This window comes from Streptomyces sp. NPDC052225, from assembly GCF_040679615.1.
In the GTDB taxonomy this organism is placed as follows: Bacteria; Actinomycetota; Actinomycetes; order Streptomycetales; family Streptomycetaceae; genus Streptomyces.
Map to the genome: position 1 here is coordinate 1 of NZ_JBFAVD010000038.1, position 13,604 is coordinate 13,604.

Sequence of the window (13,604 nt, forward strand, 5' to 3'; positions counted from 1 at the left end):
AATCGACTTGCCCGAATGCCGGCCGCCGTCGGGGGGGCGGGCGGGGCGGCCGGGGGCACCCAAGTGCCCCGGACCGCCCGCGAGTTGTGGATCAGACGCCGACCGGCTCACCGGCGGCGACGGCGATCTCCGACTCGGCGACGACGCCCGCGACGCGGCGCAGCTTCTTCATCGGGCCGAGCTCGGACTCGTACACCTTCTTGACGCCGTCACCGAGGGACGCCTCGATGGTGCGGATGTCGCGGACGAGGCGGGTCAGGCCCTGCGGCTCGACGGAGGCGGCCTGGTCCGAGCCCCACATGGCGCGGTCGAGGGTGATGTGGCGCTCGACGAACACGGCGCCGAGGGCCACCGCGGCGAGGGTCGTCTGGAGGCCGGTCTCGTGGCCGGAGTAGCCGATCGGGACGTTCGGGTACTCGGCCTGGAGGGTGTTGATGACGCGGAGGTTGAGCTCCTCGGCGACCGACGGGTACGTCGACGTCGCGTGGCACATCAGGATGTTGTCCGAGCCGAGGACCTCGACCGCGTGGCGGATCTGCTTCGGCGTCGACATGCCGGTGGAGAGGATGATCGTGCGGCCGGTCGCACGCAGGGCGCGCAGCAGCTCGTCGTCGGTCAGCGACGCGGAGGCGACCTTGTGGGCCGGGACGTCGAACTTCTCCAGGAAGGCGACGGCCTCGGTGTCCCACGGGGAGGCGAACCAGTCGATGCCGCGCTTCTTGCAGTGCGCGTCGATCTGGCGGTACTCGTCCTCGCCGAACTCGACGCGGTGGCGGTAGTCGATGTACGTCATCCGGCCCCAGGGAGTGTCCCGCTCGATGTCCCACTGGTCGCGGGGGGTGCAGATCTCGGGGGTGCGCTTCTGGAACTTGACGGCGTCGCAGCCGGCCTCGGCGGCGACGTCGATCAGCTTGAACGCGTTCTCCAGGTCACCGTTGTGGTTGATGCCGATCTCGCCGGTGATGTACACGGGCCGGCCAGGACCGGCGACGCGCTCGGAACCGAACGTGCGCAGACGGGAGTTGAGGGTGGGGACAGCAGACATGAGAGATGCGTTCCTTACGTGGTTTCGAGGGTGTCGAGAGAGGGGCCGAGGATCCAGCTGGCGATCTCTCGGATCGCGCCTTCGCCACCGGGGACGGTGGTGACGGCGCGTGCGGCGCCGCGCACGATGTCGTGGGCGCTGGCGACCGCCACGGGCCAGCCGACGAGGGCCATGCACGGGAGGTCGTTGACGTCGTTGCCGGCGTAGAGCACGCGCTCAGGCGCGATGCCCTGCTCCTCGCACCACTGCTTCAGTGCGAGGTCCTTGCGGTCGATGCCGTGCAGGACCGGGATCTTGAGCTTCCTGGCCCGGGCGGCGACGACCGGGTTCACCTCCGTGGACAGGATCAGCATCGACAGGCCGCTCTTGCGGAGGGCCGCGACGCCGAGGCCGTCACCGCGGTGCACGGTGACGAACTCCCGTCCTTCGGAGTCGATCAGCACCTTGTCGTCGGTCTGGGTGCCGTCGAAGTCGAGGACGACCGCGTCGATGTCCTCGCGGGTGGGGAAGGCCCCCGCGAGCGACGCGTCGAAGAGGGGGGCCAGCGCGCGGGCGCGGGCCAGGTCGTGCGGGTCGTCGATCTCCAGGACCCGCGCGGGGTCGGTGCGCACGGGTTCGGTGCGGCCGAAGAAGCGGTGCTCGTGGCGGCGGAAGCCAGTGGCCTCCATCGCGTAGACGGCGCCGGTCTCCAGGAGGTCCTGGGGGCGGTCCTGGCGCATCTGGCGGAACGACTTGTCGTGGTTGACGCCGTAGCCGCCGCCACCGGTCTCCCGCTCGGTCAGGACGGCGACGCCGCCGCCCTCGGCCGCGGTGCGCTCGGCCGTCACGGGCTTCGGCTCGTCGGCCGTGTCGCGCCAGATGAACCCGTGGAAGGGCGCGACGGTCAGGGCGCTGTCCGCGCCGTTCTCGACGACGGCGGCGACCACCCCGTCGATGTCGTCGCGGACCAGGAACGGGCTGGTGCACTGCACGAGCAGGACCACGTCCACGGCGGCGCCCTGGAGCGCCTCGTGGGCGTCCATGGCGTGCAGCACGGCGGCCTCCGAGGAGGACTTGTCGCCGGCGATGGCGGCAGGCCTGACGACGACCTCGGCGCCGGCCTCACGGGCCACCGCGGCGATCGCCGCGTCGTCCGTGGAGACCACGACGTCGGTGACGTACCGGGTGGCGAGGCACTCGCGCACCGCGCGGGCCACGAGGGGCACGCCGCCGACCGGGGCGAGGTTCTTGGCCGGCACTCCCTTGGAGCCGCCGCGGGCGGGGATCACGGCGAGGACGCGGCGGACCGGGGTCGCCTGTCCCGCTTCCGGGTCGGTCATGTGCGGTTCTCCTTCGGGCAGTTCAGGGTGTGCGGGGCTCGTGAGGGCAGGGCTCACAGCTCCCCCATCCGCCGGATCACGGGGGCGACGCGCTGCACGCCGTGCCGGTAGGCGCCGCGCGCGGCGCGGCGGACGATCTGCCGTACGGCGCCCGGGTCCTTGTCGGCGGCGGGCGCGCCGGGCAGCGGGGAGCCGTCGGGCGCGAGGTGGTGGCGGGCGAGGACGCGCGGCAGGTAGCCGGGGGCGGTGGTGCGGCTGTAGTACGGGGCGAGGGGCGCGCGCTCGTCCTCCAGCAGCTCCGCGACCTTGGCGCGGGCCCCGTCGAAGGCGTGCGCGTACGACCCGTCGGCGGCGACGCCCTGCCGTGCCACCCACGCCGGGTCGGGCTCGGGCACCTCGCCCGCGTCCAACTGGTCCCAGGACCGAAGGCAGTTGGACCCGGTGAAGTGGTGGTTGCCGAGGGCTTCGCGGACCCCGAGGTCGGTGAGCAGCGCGGTGGGGATGCGCCGGTGCAGCGCTTCGAGCGCGGCCGTGGAGCTGACCGTGACGAGCAGGTCCGTACGGTCGAGGACCTCGCCCATGTTCCCGTAGACGAGACGGAAGTTGCCCGGGGCGTCGAGCCGCTGCGCGAGCTTCTGGTACGGGGTCTCCTCGATGTGCGTCGTGTGCTCGCCGGGCTTGCTGCGCAGCTTGAGCAGCACCTCGCGCCCGGGGTGCGACTCGGCGTGCCGGACAAGGCGGTTGAGGAGGTACATCCGGTCGGCCGGCGTCTCCGGCACGGACGGCTGCGCCGCGAAGGTGACGGTGTACGGGTCGTGCGCGGCCTCGTAGGGAGCGCCGCCGAGGAACGGCAGCGCGCACTCCGTGACCGCCGAGGCGTCGGCGCCCACGCCCTCGTACACGGCACGGAAACGCTCCGCGTCGTAGGCCGAGTTGGCGAGGACGACGTCCGCGCCGTGGCGAAGGAGCAGCCCGTCGGCGAGCTTCTCGTAGACGACGCCGACATAGCCGGTGACGACCACGGGGCGGTCCTTCGCCTCGCCCCAGGTGTGGGCGAGTCCGTGCAGGACGGCCTGGACGGCGCCGCCCACGAGGGCGAGGACGACCACGTCGTACGTCTCGGACCTCAGGACGCGCAGGAACTCGACGGCGGTGACCTCGCGGAGGCTGTCCGCGCGGACGCCGACCTCCTGGAGCTGGCGCGGGGTCGGGGTGGCGCGGCCGCGCAGCAGGTAGCCGTCGAGGACCGCACCGTCGGGAAGGAGCCGGGCCGCGGTGAGCGACCCCCATTTCCACCGGGTGTCGGAGTCCGCGAGGACGGCGACGCGTTGCTGCTTTTCGTTCCTTGCTGGCACGTCGACGAAGTTAGGAAGGCATTTCGAGCCGCGGCCCAACCGGAGCGCAACAAACGGTTAACAGCACACCGCCGAATGGCGAATCGGCCTCGGAAAGGCATGCCGGAAGGGGCGGTTCACGGTCCCGCCACACGTCGTTCACCTGAGATCAAGTTCCCGGCCAAGACGAATGCCGGGCCGCCGCCTAACGTCACGGACGTGGTCAAGCTCTCCGTCATCGTGCCGTTCTACAACGTGCAGCAATACGCGCCCGACACTCTGCGAAGTCTTCGCGCCAACGCGCGGGAGGACTTCGAATTCATTCTCGTCGACGACTGCTCCAAGGACGAGACCCCGGACATTCTCGCGCGCGCCGAGCGCGAGCTGCCCGGCGCGGTCGTGGTCAGACACGAGCGGAACGGAGGACTCGCGACCGCGCGCAACACCGGCCTGGACAGGGCACGCGGCGAATACCTGACCTTCCTGGACGGGGACGACTGGCTCGCCCCCGGCTACTACCCGCAGCTCCTGGCCGCCATCGAGGACCTGAACTGCGACTTCGTCCGCACCGACCACGTGCAGTGCACGGGGCGCGCCCGCTCGCCGCACCGCGTGCCGCACGGGCTGCGCGGCGTCGTCATGAACCCGCGCGACGCGATCCTGCCCGCGGACCGCTCGACGTCCGTCGACTACGCGTACGCGTGGGCCGGCATCTACCACCGGCGCCTGGCCGACGCGGGCCTGCTGCACTTCACCGACGGGCTGCGCACGGCGGAGGACCGGCCGTGGATCTGGCGGCTGCACCGCGAGGCGTCGTCCTTCGCGACGGTGGGGCTCCTCGGGGTCTTCTACCGGCGCGGAGTGGCCTCGTCGCTCACTCAGATCGGCGACGTGCGCCAGCTCGATTTCATTCGCGCATTCGACCAAGTCGTACGGGAAACAGCACAGGACCGGGACGCGGATCTGCTCCTGCCGAAAGCGGTGCGCACGTACTGCGCCATCATTTCCCACCACTTGGGATCCATTGAAAGGTTCGAACCACCCGTGGCGCGCAAATTGAAGTACCTCAGCTCGGCTGCGCTCAAGCGCATGCCGCAGCAGGTCCTCGACGAGGCTCTCGACTCGATGGACCTGGGGCGGGCCACCCGGCTGCGCCGGCTGCGCCGCCGCCCGGTGAGTGCGGAGGCCGCCGCGTGACCACCCGCATTCTGCTCGCCTCCACGCTGTACGGGACGGCGACGCTCGCGGCGGCCCTCGACGCCGAGCAGTTCGCCCCCGCGGACCGCACCATCCTGCTCGTCGCCAACAACGCTGCGACGCCCGAGACAGCGCCCGCCGTCGACGAGATGCCCGGCTTCGAGCGGCTGCGCGGACGCTTCGACGACGTCCTGTCGTGGAACGCGGCGATCGCCCCGTTCCACCCCGGCGGCTGGGCGCCGCGAGCGGACGATGTCCCCTTGTGGGAGCGCTACTTGAGGCTGCTGTGGGATCTCGGTGACGACGACGTCGAGCTGGCCGTCGAGTCCATCCAGGTCAATCCGGCGATGGCCGTCGCGCAGATCTTCACGGGCGCACCCGTCGACGTGTACGCGGACGGCCTGATGAGCTACGGCCCGACCCGCAACAAGATCGACCCGCTGGTCGGCACGCGGATCCGGCGCCTGCTCCACCTGGACCTGGTGCCCGGCCTCACGCCGCTGCTGCTCACGGAGTTCGGCGTCGAGCCCGAGATCGTACCGACGGACCTCTTCGTCAAGGTCCTCGCCGACGTCGGTGGCGACGCGGCCGACCCGCCGCAGGTCGACGGCGAACCGGCCCTGCTTCTGGGCCAGTACCTCTCCGCGCTCGGCATCCTCACCGCCGAGGAGGAAGAGGATCTGCACGTACGGATGATGCGCGGCGCCGTCGAACTCGGCCACCACACCGTCGTGTTCAAGCCGCACCCGACCGCGCCGGCCCGCTGGTCCCGTGCCCTTGAGCGTGAGGCGGAGCGGCTCGGCGTGGACCTGACGGTCCTGGACACCCCGGTCCTCGCCGAGGTCCTCTACCAGCGGATGCACCCCGCCCTGGTCGTCGGCTGCTTCTCCACGGCTCTCCTGACCGCGTCCGCGCTGTACGGGATCCCGGTGGCCCGCGTCGGAACCGACATACTCCTCGACCGGCTCACCCCTTACCAGAACAGCAACCGTGTGCCGGTCACGATCGTCGACGCGCTGCTGCCCGAACTGACCGACGCGGCGGGCGTCGCGTCGCAGGAACAGGGCTTGTCCGTCGTCGAGTTGACGCAGCTCCTGCGCACCGTCGGCTTCGCGATGCAGGCGAAGATCTACCCGCAGCTGCGCCCCGAGGCCGAGCGCTACCTCGCCGCCCACCTGGACGACCGTACGTGGCGCTACTTCAAGCGACGACGCCTGACCTCCTTGGCCCTCCCCGGCGCACTCCCCCCGCAGTTGTCCTTCATCCCGCGCAACGCGACGGTGCGCAGCATCGCCCGCAGGGCGCGTACGTTGCAACGGGCCGTGCGCCGGTAACAGGCGTGCCCGCACGGCACGTTCCCGCCCGACAACATGCCGCGGTACGCGCGCGCAGCGCGCCGGACGGCGTCGAAAGCGACGCACAGGTGAACGCGTAACGGCGGCCCGGCGAAAGCTCGTGCGGTGGCACTCAACGGGCTGTGCGTTCGCCTTAACGTGCTTTTCGAATCCTGTGGTCCGTACGTCGAGGGGTACCCGTGAGCAACATTGCCGAGGGCGTGCGCGGGAACCCCGATCCGGTTCTCCGCGCCGCACTCCCCCAGGACATGGCGGTCCCGTCGCCGACCGGACCCGCGCCTGGGCCCGGGCGCGGGCCGTCGCGGCTGAGGGCCCTGGACGGGCTGCGGCTGATCGCCGCCCTGATGGTGGCCGCGTACCACTACGGCGGCCGCGACGGAGACGTCACCAAGGCCTGGGGCAGCTCGCCGAAGACCCAGTTCCCGACGCTGCACGAATGGTTCGCCTACGGGCCGCTCGGCGTGCAGATCTTCTTCGTGATCAGCGGCTTCGTGATCTGCATGAGCGGCTGGGGGCGGCCGCTGCGCTCCTTCTTCGCGTCCCGCGTCGCACGCCTCATGCCCGCGTACTGGGCGGCCGTCGTCCTCGTGACAGCGGTCTTCGCGCTGCCGGCGGTCGCCTACCACGCGGTGTCGCCGAGCGACGCGCTCGTGAACCTCACGATGCTTCAGCAGCCCGTCGGCGCGGACCGGGTCCTCGGGGTGTGCTGGACGCTCTGGGCGGAGCTGCGCTTCTACGCGCTGTTCGCGCTCTGCGTCGTCCTGCCGGGGGCGAACCGGCGCCGCGTGGTGCTGTTCTGCGCGGTGTGGACGATGGCGGCCGTCATCGCCGACGCGTCCGGCGAGCCGTTCCTCGACCTCGTCCTGATGCCGGAGTACGCGCCGTTCTTCATCGGCGGCATCGGCCTCTACCTCGTCCACCGCAACCGCCGCGACGTACTGGCCTGGGGCACCGTCGCGGTCGGCTGGGCGCTCGGCCAGCACTACGCGGTGGCCGGGATGTGGCACGCCCCGAACCCTGCCTTTTTCTCGTACCGTTCGTCGTTCGGGATCGTCCTCGTCGTGACGCTCGGCTTCGTGGCGGTCGCGGCCATCGCGTGCGGTCTGCTGCACCGGGTGAACTGGCGCTGGCTGACCACGGCGGGCGCGCTCACCTACCCCTTCTACCTGGTGCACGAGCACCTGGGGTGGGTGGCGATCGGCTTCCTCCACCGGCGCATGGGCCTCCCGTCGTCGGTCACGTTCACCGCGACGCTCGGCCTCATGCTGCTGCTCGCCTGGGCGCTGAACCGTTACGTGGAGAAGCGCCTGACCCCGCTGCTGCGCAGGGGCCTCGACCGGCCGGTCCCCGCGCTGAAGTAGCCCTGGCGCCGCCGGCCCGGGTCGCACCTCGCGAGCGCTCAGCCGACCCCGTACCGCGCCCCGATCCCCGCCACGATCAGCGCGAGCCCCTCCTCGAACCGCTCGTCGTACGCCGCGAAGAGCTGGTCGCCCGCGGCGGCGGCGAGCGGGTAGTCGGCCAGCCGCTCCGCCCGTTCCGCCACGTCGACGGGCTGGCTCCCGTCGCCGGCGGGCTGCCGCATGCTCTGCTCCTCCGTGACGAAGCCCAGCGTGTACATGTACGCCGTCGAGCTCGCCCAGGCCGCCTGCTCCGGGGTGAATCCGGCGTCGACGAGCAGGCGCAGGTTCGCCTCCAGCTCGGGGCCGTGATCGGTGCCGGTGAACCGTGATCCGCTGAAGACCTTCGCGCCGTCGCGGTAGCTCAGGAGCGCGGCGCGCAGGTGGCGGTTGCCCCGCACCAGCCACTCCTGCCAGCCGACGGAGGACTCGGGCTCGTAGCGGACCTCGCCGCCCACCTCCGTCATCCGCCGGAACATCACGGTCGCCATCTCGTCGAGCAGCGCCTGCTTGTTCTTGAAGTGCCAGTACAGGGCGGGCGCCTGCACGTTCAGCTCCTTGGCGATGGCGCGCAGCGTCAGACCTTCGAGGCCTACGTCGTTCAGCAGGTCGAGGGCGGTGTCGGCGACGTGCGTCTTGTCGAGCTTCGGCTTCGGCGCGCTCTGTTTCGTCACGCCCTGCTTCGTCACGCTCTGTTTCGGCGCGCTCCGCTTCGTCACGTCTTTCGGGTTCTTCTGGTCAGCCACGCTTGACAGTTTAACGCCGTTAAGGCCATGCTCGATCCAGGAGAACTTAACGACGTTAAGGAGAGGGTGACCATGGCGGCACATGCTGCGATGACGACGACGGACGTACTGGTGGTCGGCGCGGGCCCGACGGGCCTGGTGGCGGCGATCGACCTGGCGCGGCGCGGGGTGCCTGCGCTGCTGGTCGAGCGGACCGAGGCCCTGTTCCCGGGCTCGCGCGGCAAGGGGCTCCAGCCGCGCACGCAGGAGGTCCTGGACGACCTCGGGGTGCTGGACGCGATCCACGCGGCCGGCTCCCGGTACCCGAAGATGCGGGTCTGGGAGGGCGACGAGCCGGGCGAGGAGTGGGACATGATGGAGCGCTCCGAGCCGAGCGAGCAAGTCCCTTACTCGGAGGGGTGGTTGATACCGCAGGCCCGTACGCAGGAGGTGCTGTACGCGCGGCTGCGGGAGCTGGGCGGCGAGATCCGCTTCGGCGCCGCCCTGGCCGGCCTGGAGCAGGACGCGGACGGGGTGACGGCGACGTTCGAGGACGGCTCGCAGGTGCGGGCGCGGTACGCGGTGGCGGCGGACGGCGGGCGCTCCACGGTGCGGCGGGCGCTCGGCATCGGCATGACCGGCGAGACCGTCGACCCCAAGCCGATGCTGGTGGCGGACGTGCGGGTGACGCCGGACGCGCCGATCCCGGACACGCACTGGCACGTGTGGCCGAAGGCGGCGGACGGCGGGGTGGCGTTCTGCCCACTGCCGCTGGTCTCCGAGGAGGGGCGCGTCTACCAGCTGGCCGCGCAGTACGCGGACGAGACGGCGGTGCCTGACACGTCACCGGCGGCGGTCGCCGAGCTCCTGGCGACCCGCACCGTGCTGGAGGAGGAGCACATCGCACAGGTGCTGTGGGCCTCCGACTTCCGGGCGCGGGCGGCGATGGCGGACCGCTTCCGCGAGGGCCGGGTCTTCCTCGCGGGCGACGCGGCGCACGTCCACTCCCCCGCGGGCGGCCAGGGGCTGAACACGAGCGTGCAGGACGCGTACAACCTGAGCTGGAAGCTGGCGGCGGTCCTGTCCGGCGCTCCGGCCTCGCTCCTGGACACGTACGAGGAGGAGCGGATGCCGGTCGCGGCGGGCATCCTCGGCATCAGCACCCGCATCCACCGCGAGGGCGCGGCCGGCCGGAACACGCGGCGCGGTGAGGAGGTCAAGCAGCTCGGCATCGGCTACCGCGACGGAGCCCTCACCCGAGAGACCCGCACGGCCCTGCCCGACGACGCCCTGCACGCGGGCGACCGCGCCCCGGACGGCCACCGCGGCGGCCACCGCCTCTTCGACCTCTTCCAGGGCCCGCACTGGACGCTGCTCGCGGTGGACACGCACACCGAACTCCCGCGCTTCGACGACACCTTGATACGCACGGCCCACATCCCGGCGTACGAGGCCTACGGCACGGGAGTCTTCCTGGTCCGGCCGGACGGATACGTGGCGTGGGCCGGGGAGAGCGCGGAGGGGGTGGAGGCGTACGTGAAGGAGATCGGGGTCGTCTGAGAGGGCGGGCTTGGTCACGAGGTCGTTGGCCCCGTTCGAGGACGTCACTTCCATGACCGGCCGGAAGACATGAGGGGCGTGGCTCCCGCGTCGTGGACGCCACGATGAGCCAGGACGTCCCGTTGAGGATCTCCACCCGGTGCCCGGGCAGTTCCCCGCCGATCCCCCTACGCGCTGGCCAGCGTCAGTTTCACGGCGAAGCCGAGGAACAGGACACCGGCCGCCGAGGTCGCGCCGGCCGACAGCCGCTTGCGGCGCCGGAAGGCGGCCGCCAGCTTCGTGCCGCTGAAGATCAGGGCCGACAGGTACAGCACGCTGGCGAGCTGTGCGAAGAAGCCGAGGACCACGAAGGAGACGGCGGGATACGCGTACGTCGGGTCGACGAACTGCACGAAGAAGGCGATGAAGAACAGGATCGCCTTGGGGTTGAGGAGGCTGATCACGAAGGCCCGGCGGAAGGGCCGCTCCTGGGCCTCGACGGCCGCGGTGGCCGTGTCCGGCGCGGCCTCGGCGGCGAGGCGCTCGCGCCGGGTGCGCCACATCGACCACGCGGCGCGCAGCATCCCGATCGCGAGCCAGGTCAGATAGCCGGCGCCGGCGTACTTCACGATCCCGAAGAGGACGGCGTTGGCCTGGAGGAGGGAGGCGACACCGGCGGCGGACAGGGTCATCAGGACGGTGTCCCCGCACCACACACCCGCGGCGGCCTTGTAGCCGGTGCGTACGCCGCGGCGGGCGGCGACGGATATGACGTACAGCGAGTTCGGCCCCGGGAGGAGAACGATGAGGACGAGACCCGCGAGATAGGTCGGAAGATCGATGACACCCAGCATGTCGGGAGTGTCGCACGGGCCCCCGGAGCGTCGTCCAGAGGTCCGGATATCGGAAACCGGACCTCCGGACGACGAGGGCGATGAGGGCGCCGACGCGGGTCAGAACGCGTCGGACGGGACGTACGTGCCCCACACCTCGCGCAGCGCGTTGCAGACCTCGCCGACGGTGGCGCGGGCGCGCAGGGCGTCCTTCATGGGGTAGAGGACGTTGTCCTCGCCCTCGGCGGCCTTCTTCAGGGCGGCGAGTGCGGTGTCGACGGCCTCCTGGTCGCGCTCGGCACGGAGCTTGGCGAGGCGTTCGGCCTGCTGGGCCTCGATGGCGGGGTCGACGCGGAGCGGCTCGTAGGGCTCCTCGGTGTCGAGCTGGTAGCGGTTGACGCCGACCACGACGCGCTCGCCGGAGTCGGTCTCCTGCGCGATGCGGTAGGCGGAGCGCTCGATCTCGGACTTCTGGAAGCCGTGCTCGATCGCGTTGACCGCGCCGCCCAGGTCCTCGACCTTGCCCATGAGTTCGAGGGCGGCGGCCTCCACGTCGTCGGTCATCTTCTCGACGACGTAGGACCCGGCGAAGGGGTCGACGGTGGCGGTGACGTCGGTCTCGTAGGCGAGGACCTGCTGGGTGCGCAGCGCGAGGCGGGCGGACTTGTCCGTCGGCAGGGCGATGGCCTCGTCGAAGGAGTTGGTGTGCAGCGACTGGGTGCCGCCGAGGACGGCGCCGAGGCCCTGGATCGCGACGCGGACCAGGTTCACCTCGGGCTGCTGGGCGGTGAGCTGGACACCGGCGGTCTGGGTGTGGAAGCGGAGCATCAGCGACTTGGGGTTCTTCGCGCCGAACTCCTCCTTCATCACCCGCGCCCAGATCCGGCGCGCGGCACGGAACTTGGCGACCTCTTCGAGGATGGTGGTGCGCGCGACGAAGAAGAAGGACAGGCGGGGGGCGAAGTCGTCGACGTCCATGCCGGCGGCGACCGCGGTGCGGACGTACTCGATGCCGTCGGCGAGGGTGAAGGCGATCTCCTGCGCGGGAGAGGCCCCGGCCTCGGCCATGTGGTAGCCGGAGATCGAGATCGTGTTCCACTTCGGGATCTCGGCCTTGCAGTACTTGAAGATGTCCGCGATCAGCCGGAGGGAGGGCTTGGGCGGGAAGATGTAGGTGCCGCGGGCGATGTACTCCTTGAGCACGTCGTTCTGGATCGTGCCCGTCAGCTTGTCGGCGGCGACGCCCTGCTCCTCGCCGACCAGTTGGTACATCAGGAGCAGGAGGGCGGCCGGGGCGTTGATCGTCATCGACGTGGAGACCTTGTCCAGCGGGATCCCGCCGAACAGGACCCGCATGTCCTCGACCGAGTCGATGGCGACACCGACCTTGCCGACCTCGCCGGAGGCGATCGGGGCGTCGGAGTCGTGGCCCATCTGGGTCGGCAGGTCGAAGGCGACGGACAGGCCCATCGTGCCGTTGGCGATGAGCTGCTTGTAGCGGGCGTTGGACTCGGTGGCCGTACCGAAGCCGGCGTACTGGCGCATCGTCCACGGGCGCCCCGTGTACATGGAGGGGTAGACGCCGCGGGTGAACGGATACCCGCCCGGCTCGCCCAGCTTCTGATCCGGGTCCCAGCCCTCCAGAGCCGACGGGCCGTAGACCGGCTCGATGGGCAGTCCGGACTCGGATTCGCGCGCCATGGTTGTGCCTCCAGCGATGACTTGCCGATTGCTTGCCGATTACCTGTCAGTAATTGCCGACCCTCGCGACGGACTGTAGCGGCGGGCGTGCGGCCAGTGGAGAGGCCCACGCTGGGACCTTGCTCACAGACTTCCCGTGGTTTCCGGGCCGGTCACACCGGAGTTCGCAACCATCTCGGCGCGGGCAGCATCTGTGGTGACAGGAGAGAGCGGCGCGGCGGGCGGGGGAGCTCATGCGGACATCTGTCATACGGAGATCGGTTGCCGTCGTCGGGGCGCTCGTCCTCGCCGGCGGGTGCACGGCGCAGGCGGTGGAGGGCGGGAGCAGTCCGTCCCCGGCCTCAGCGCCGCCGTCGTCCTCATCCCCCTCGACGCCTTCGACGCCCTCGGCCCATCCCTCGGCATCGGCTGCCGACGACGCCAAGCCGTCCGGGCCGTCCGAACCGTCCACGCCGCCGAAGGTCCTGCTCGCCCCCGGTGACAAGGGCGAGCAGGTGCGTGAGTTGCAGGCGCGGCTGCGGCAGGTGGCGTGGCTGTTCGACGGGCCGACGGGGACGTACGGCGACTCGACCACCAAGGCGGTCAAGGGATTTCAGGGCAAGCGCGGGCTGCCGGGCACCGGGAGGACCGACACCGTCACCTGGCAGCGGCTGCTGAAGATGACGCACGAGCCGACCAGGTGGGAGCTGTACGCGTCCGGCGGGCAGCCCGCCGCGAAGCCGGATCCGCGCTGTATGACGGGCCGCGTCCTGTGCATCAGCAAGGACAGCCGGACGCTGACGTGGATGGTGGACGGCAAGCGGCTGATGACGGTGGACGTGCGGTTCGGGTCGCAGTACACGCCGACCCGCGAAGGCGTCTTCCAGGTGTACTTCAAGTCCCGCCACCACGTCTCGACGATCTACCACACGCCCATGCCGTACGCGATGTTCTTCAGCGGCGGCCAGGCGGTGCACTACTCGTCGGACTTCGCCGCGCGCGGTTACGCGGGTGCCTCGCACGGCTGTGTGAACGTACGGGACGAGGGGAAGATCGCGAGCCTGTTCGCGCAGGTGCGGAACGGCGACAAGGTCGTCATCTACTGGTGACCGGGATGAGCGGCGTGGGTGGGATCGGGGGAACGTATCCCACCCACGCCAGTGGCACGGAGCCGAAGGTA

At 70.9% G+C, this 13,604-nt stretch carries 11 protein-coding genes; 5 read left to right on the forward strand and 6 right to left on the reverse strand.

Features of this window, described 5'->3' with window-relative positions; translation table 11 throughout:
- Positions 1-91 precede the first annotated feature (91 nt).
- The 3 genes from AB0L37_RS34850 to AB0L37_RS34860 are packed head-to-tail and all read right to left on the reverse strand — an operon-like array spanning position 92 to position 3,719.
- Positions 92-1,045, reverse strand: a complete 954-nt coding sequence (locus tag AB0L37_RS34850) for an N-acetylneuraminate synthase family protein (protein ID WP_365514890.1) — start codon at positions 1,043-1,045, stop codon at positions 92-94.
- Positions 1,046-1,059: 14 nt separating this feature from the next.
- Positions 1,060-2,364, reverse strand: a complete 1,305-nt coding sequence (locus tag AB0L37_RS34855) for an N-acylneuraminate cytidylyltransferase (protein ID WP_365514893.1) — start codon at positions 2,362-2,364, stop codon at positions 1,060-1,062.
- 53 nt (positions 2,365-2,417) lie between these two features.
- Positions 2,418-3,719, reverse strand: a complete 1,302-nt coding sequence (locus AB0L37_RS34860) for a DUF6716 putative glycosyltransferase (RefSeq protein WP_365514895.1) — start codon at positions 3,717-3,719, stop codon at positions 2,418-2,420.
- A gap of 198 nt (positions 3,720-3,917) precedes the next feature.
- Here AB0L37_RS34860 and AB0L37_RS34865 point away from each other — a divergent pair, with 198 nt between their 5' ends.
- From AB0L37_RS34865 to AB0L37_RS34875, 3 genes are all read left to right on the forward strand, one after another.
- Complete coding sequence (locus tag AB0L37_RS34865; RefSeq protein WP_365514898.1) at positions 3,918-4,895, forward strand: glycosyltransferase family 2 protein; 978 nt, start codon at positions 3,918-3,920, stop codon at positions 4,893-4,895.
- Entirely contained in the window at positions 4,892-6,229 is a 1,338-nt protein-coding gene (locus tag AB0L37_RS34870; RefSeq protein WP_365514901.1) for a polysialyltransferase family glycosyltransferase, read from the forward strand. The genes AB0L37_RS34865 and AB0L37_RS34870 overlap by 4 nt, the downstream gene beginning before the upstream one ends.
- 269 nt (positions 6,230-6,498) lie before the next feature.
- On the forward strand, positions 6,499-7,611 hold the full coding sequence (locus AB0L37_RS34875; RefSeq protein WP_365515039.1) for an acyltransferase: 1,113 nt from the start codon (positions 6,499-6,501) through the stop codon (positions 7,609-7,611).
- Between the two features lie 38 nt (positions 7,612-7,649).
- Here AB0L37_RS34875 and AB0L37_RS34880 read toward each other — a convergent pair whose 3' ends face one another.
- On the reverse strand, positions 7,650-8,393 hold the full coding sequence (locus tag AB0L37_RS34880; protein WP_365514903.1) for a TetR/AcrR family transcriptional regulator C-terminal domain-containing protein: 744 nt from the start codon (positions 8,391-8,393) through the stop codon (positions 7,650-7,652).
- 72 nt (positions 8,394-8,465) lie between these two features.
- Here AB0L37_RS34880 and AB0L37_RS34885 point away from each other — a divergent pair, with 72 nt between their 5' ends.
- Complete coding sequence (locus AB0L37_RS34885; RefSeq protein WP_365514907.1) at positions 8,466-9,932, forward strand: FAD-dependent monooxygenase; 1,467 nt, start codon at positions 8,466-8,468, stop codon at positions 9,930-9,932.
- 167 nt (positions 9,933-10,099) lie between these two features.
- Here the strand turns inward: AB0L37_RS34885 and leuE are convergent, their stop codons facing one another.
- Entirely contained in the window at positions 10,100-10,765 is a 666-nt protein-coding gene (leuE, locus tag AB0L37_RS34890; protein ID WP_365514910.1) for a leucine efflux protein LeuE, read from the reverse strand.
- 99 nt (positions 10,766-10,864) lie between these two features.
- Positions 10,865-12,445 (reverse strand): methylmalonyl-CoA mutase family protein, encoded by a 1,581-nt coding sequence (locus AB0L37_RS34895; protein ID WP_365514912.1) that lies wholly within the window; start codon positions 12,443-12,445, stop codon positions 10,865-10,867.
- A 233-nt stretch (positions 12,446-12,678) separates the two neighbouring features.
- Between AB0L37_RS34895 and AB0L37_RS34900 the strand changes: the two genes are divergently transcribed.
- Positions 12,679-13,533 carry a L,D-transpeptidase family protein gene (locus AB0L37_RS34900; RefSeq protein WP_365514915.1) on the forward strand — a complete coding sequence of 285 codons (855 nt, stop codon included), beginning with the start codon at positions 12,679-12,681 and terminating at the stop codon, positions 13,531-13,533.
- The last annotated feature ends 71 nt before the right edge of the window (positions 13,534-13,604 follow it).

Bases quoted from the DNA above. Each gene is read 5' to 3' on its own strand.
- AB0L37_RS34850 (WP_365514890.1), bottom strand. From the start codon at position 1,045: ATGTCTGCTGTCCCCACCCTCAACTCCCGTCTGCGCACGTTCGGTTCC.
- AB0L37_RS34855 (WP_365514893.1), bottom strand. From the start codon at position 2,364: ATGACCGACCCGGAAGCGGGACAGGCGACCCCGGTCCGCCGCGTCCTC.
- AB0L37_RS34875 (WP_365515039.1), top strand. From the start codon at position 6,499: ATGGCGGTCCCGTCGCCGACCGGACCCGCGCCTGGGCCCGGGCGCGGG.
- AB0L37_RS34885 (WP_365514907.1), top strand. From the start codon at position 8,466: ATGGCGGCACATGCTGCGATGACGACGACGGACGTACTGGTGGTCGGC.
- leuE (WP_365514910.1), bottom strand. From the start codon at position 10,765: ATGCTGGGTGTCATCGATCTTCCGACCTATCTCGCGGGTCTCGTCCTC.
- AB0L37_RS34895 (WP_365514912.1), bottom strand. From the start codon at position 12,445: ATGGCGCGCGAATCCGAGTCCGGACTGCCCATCGAGCCGGTCTACGGC.
- AB0L37_RS34900 (WP_365514915.1), top strand. From the start codon at position 12,679: ATGCGGACATCTGTCATACGGAGATCGGTTGCCGTCGTCGGGGCGCTC.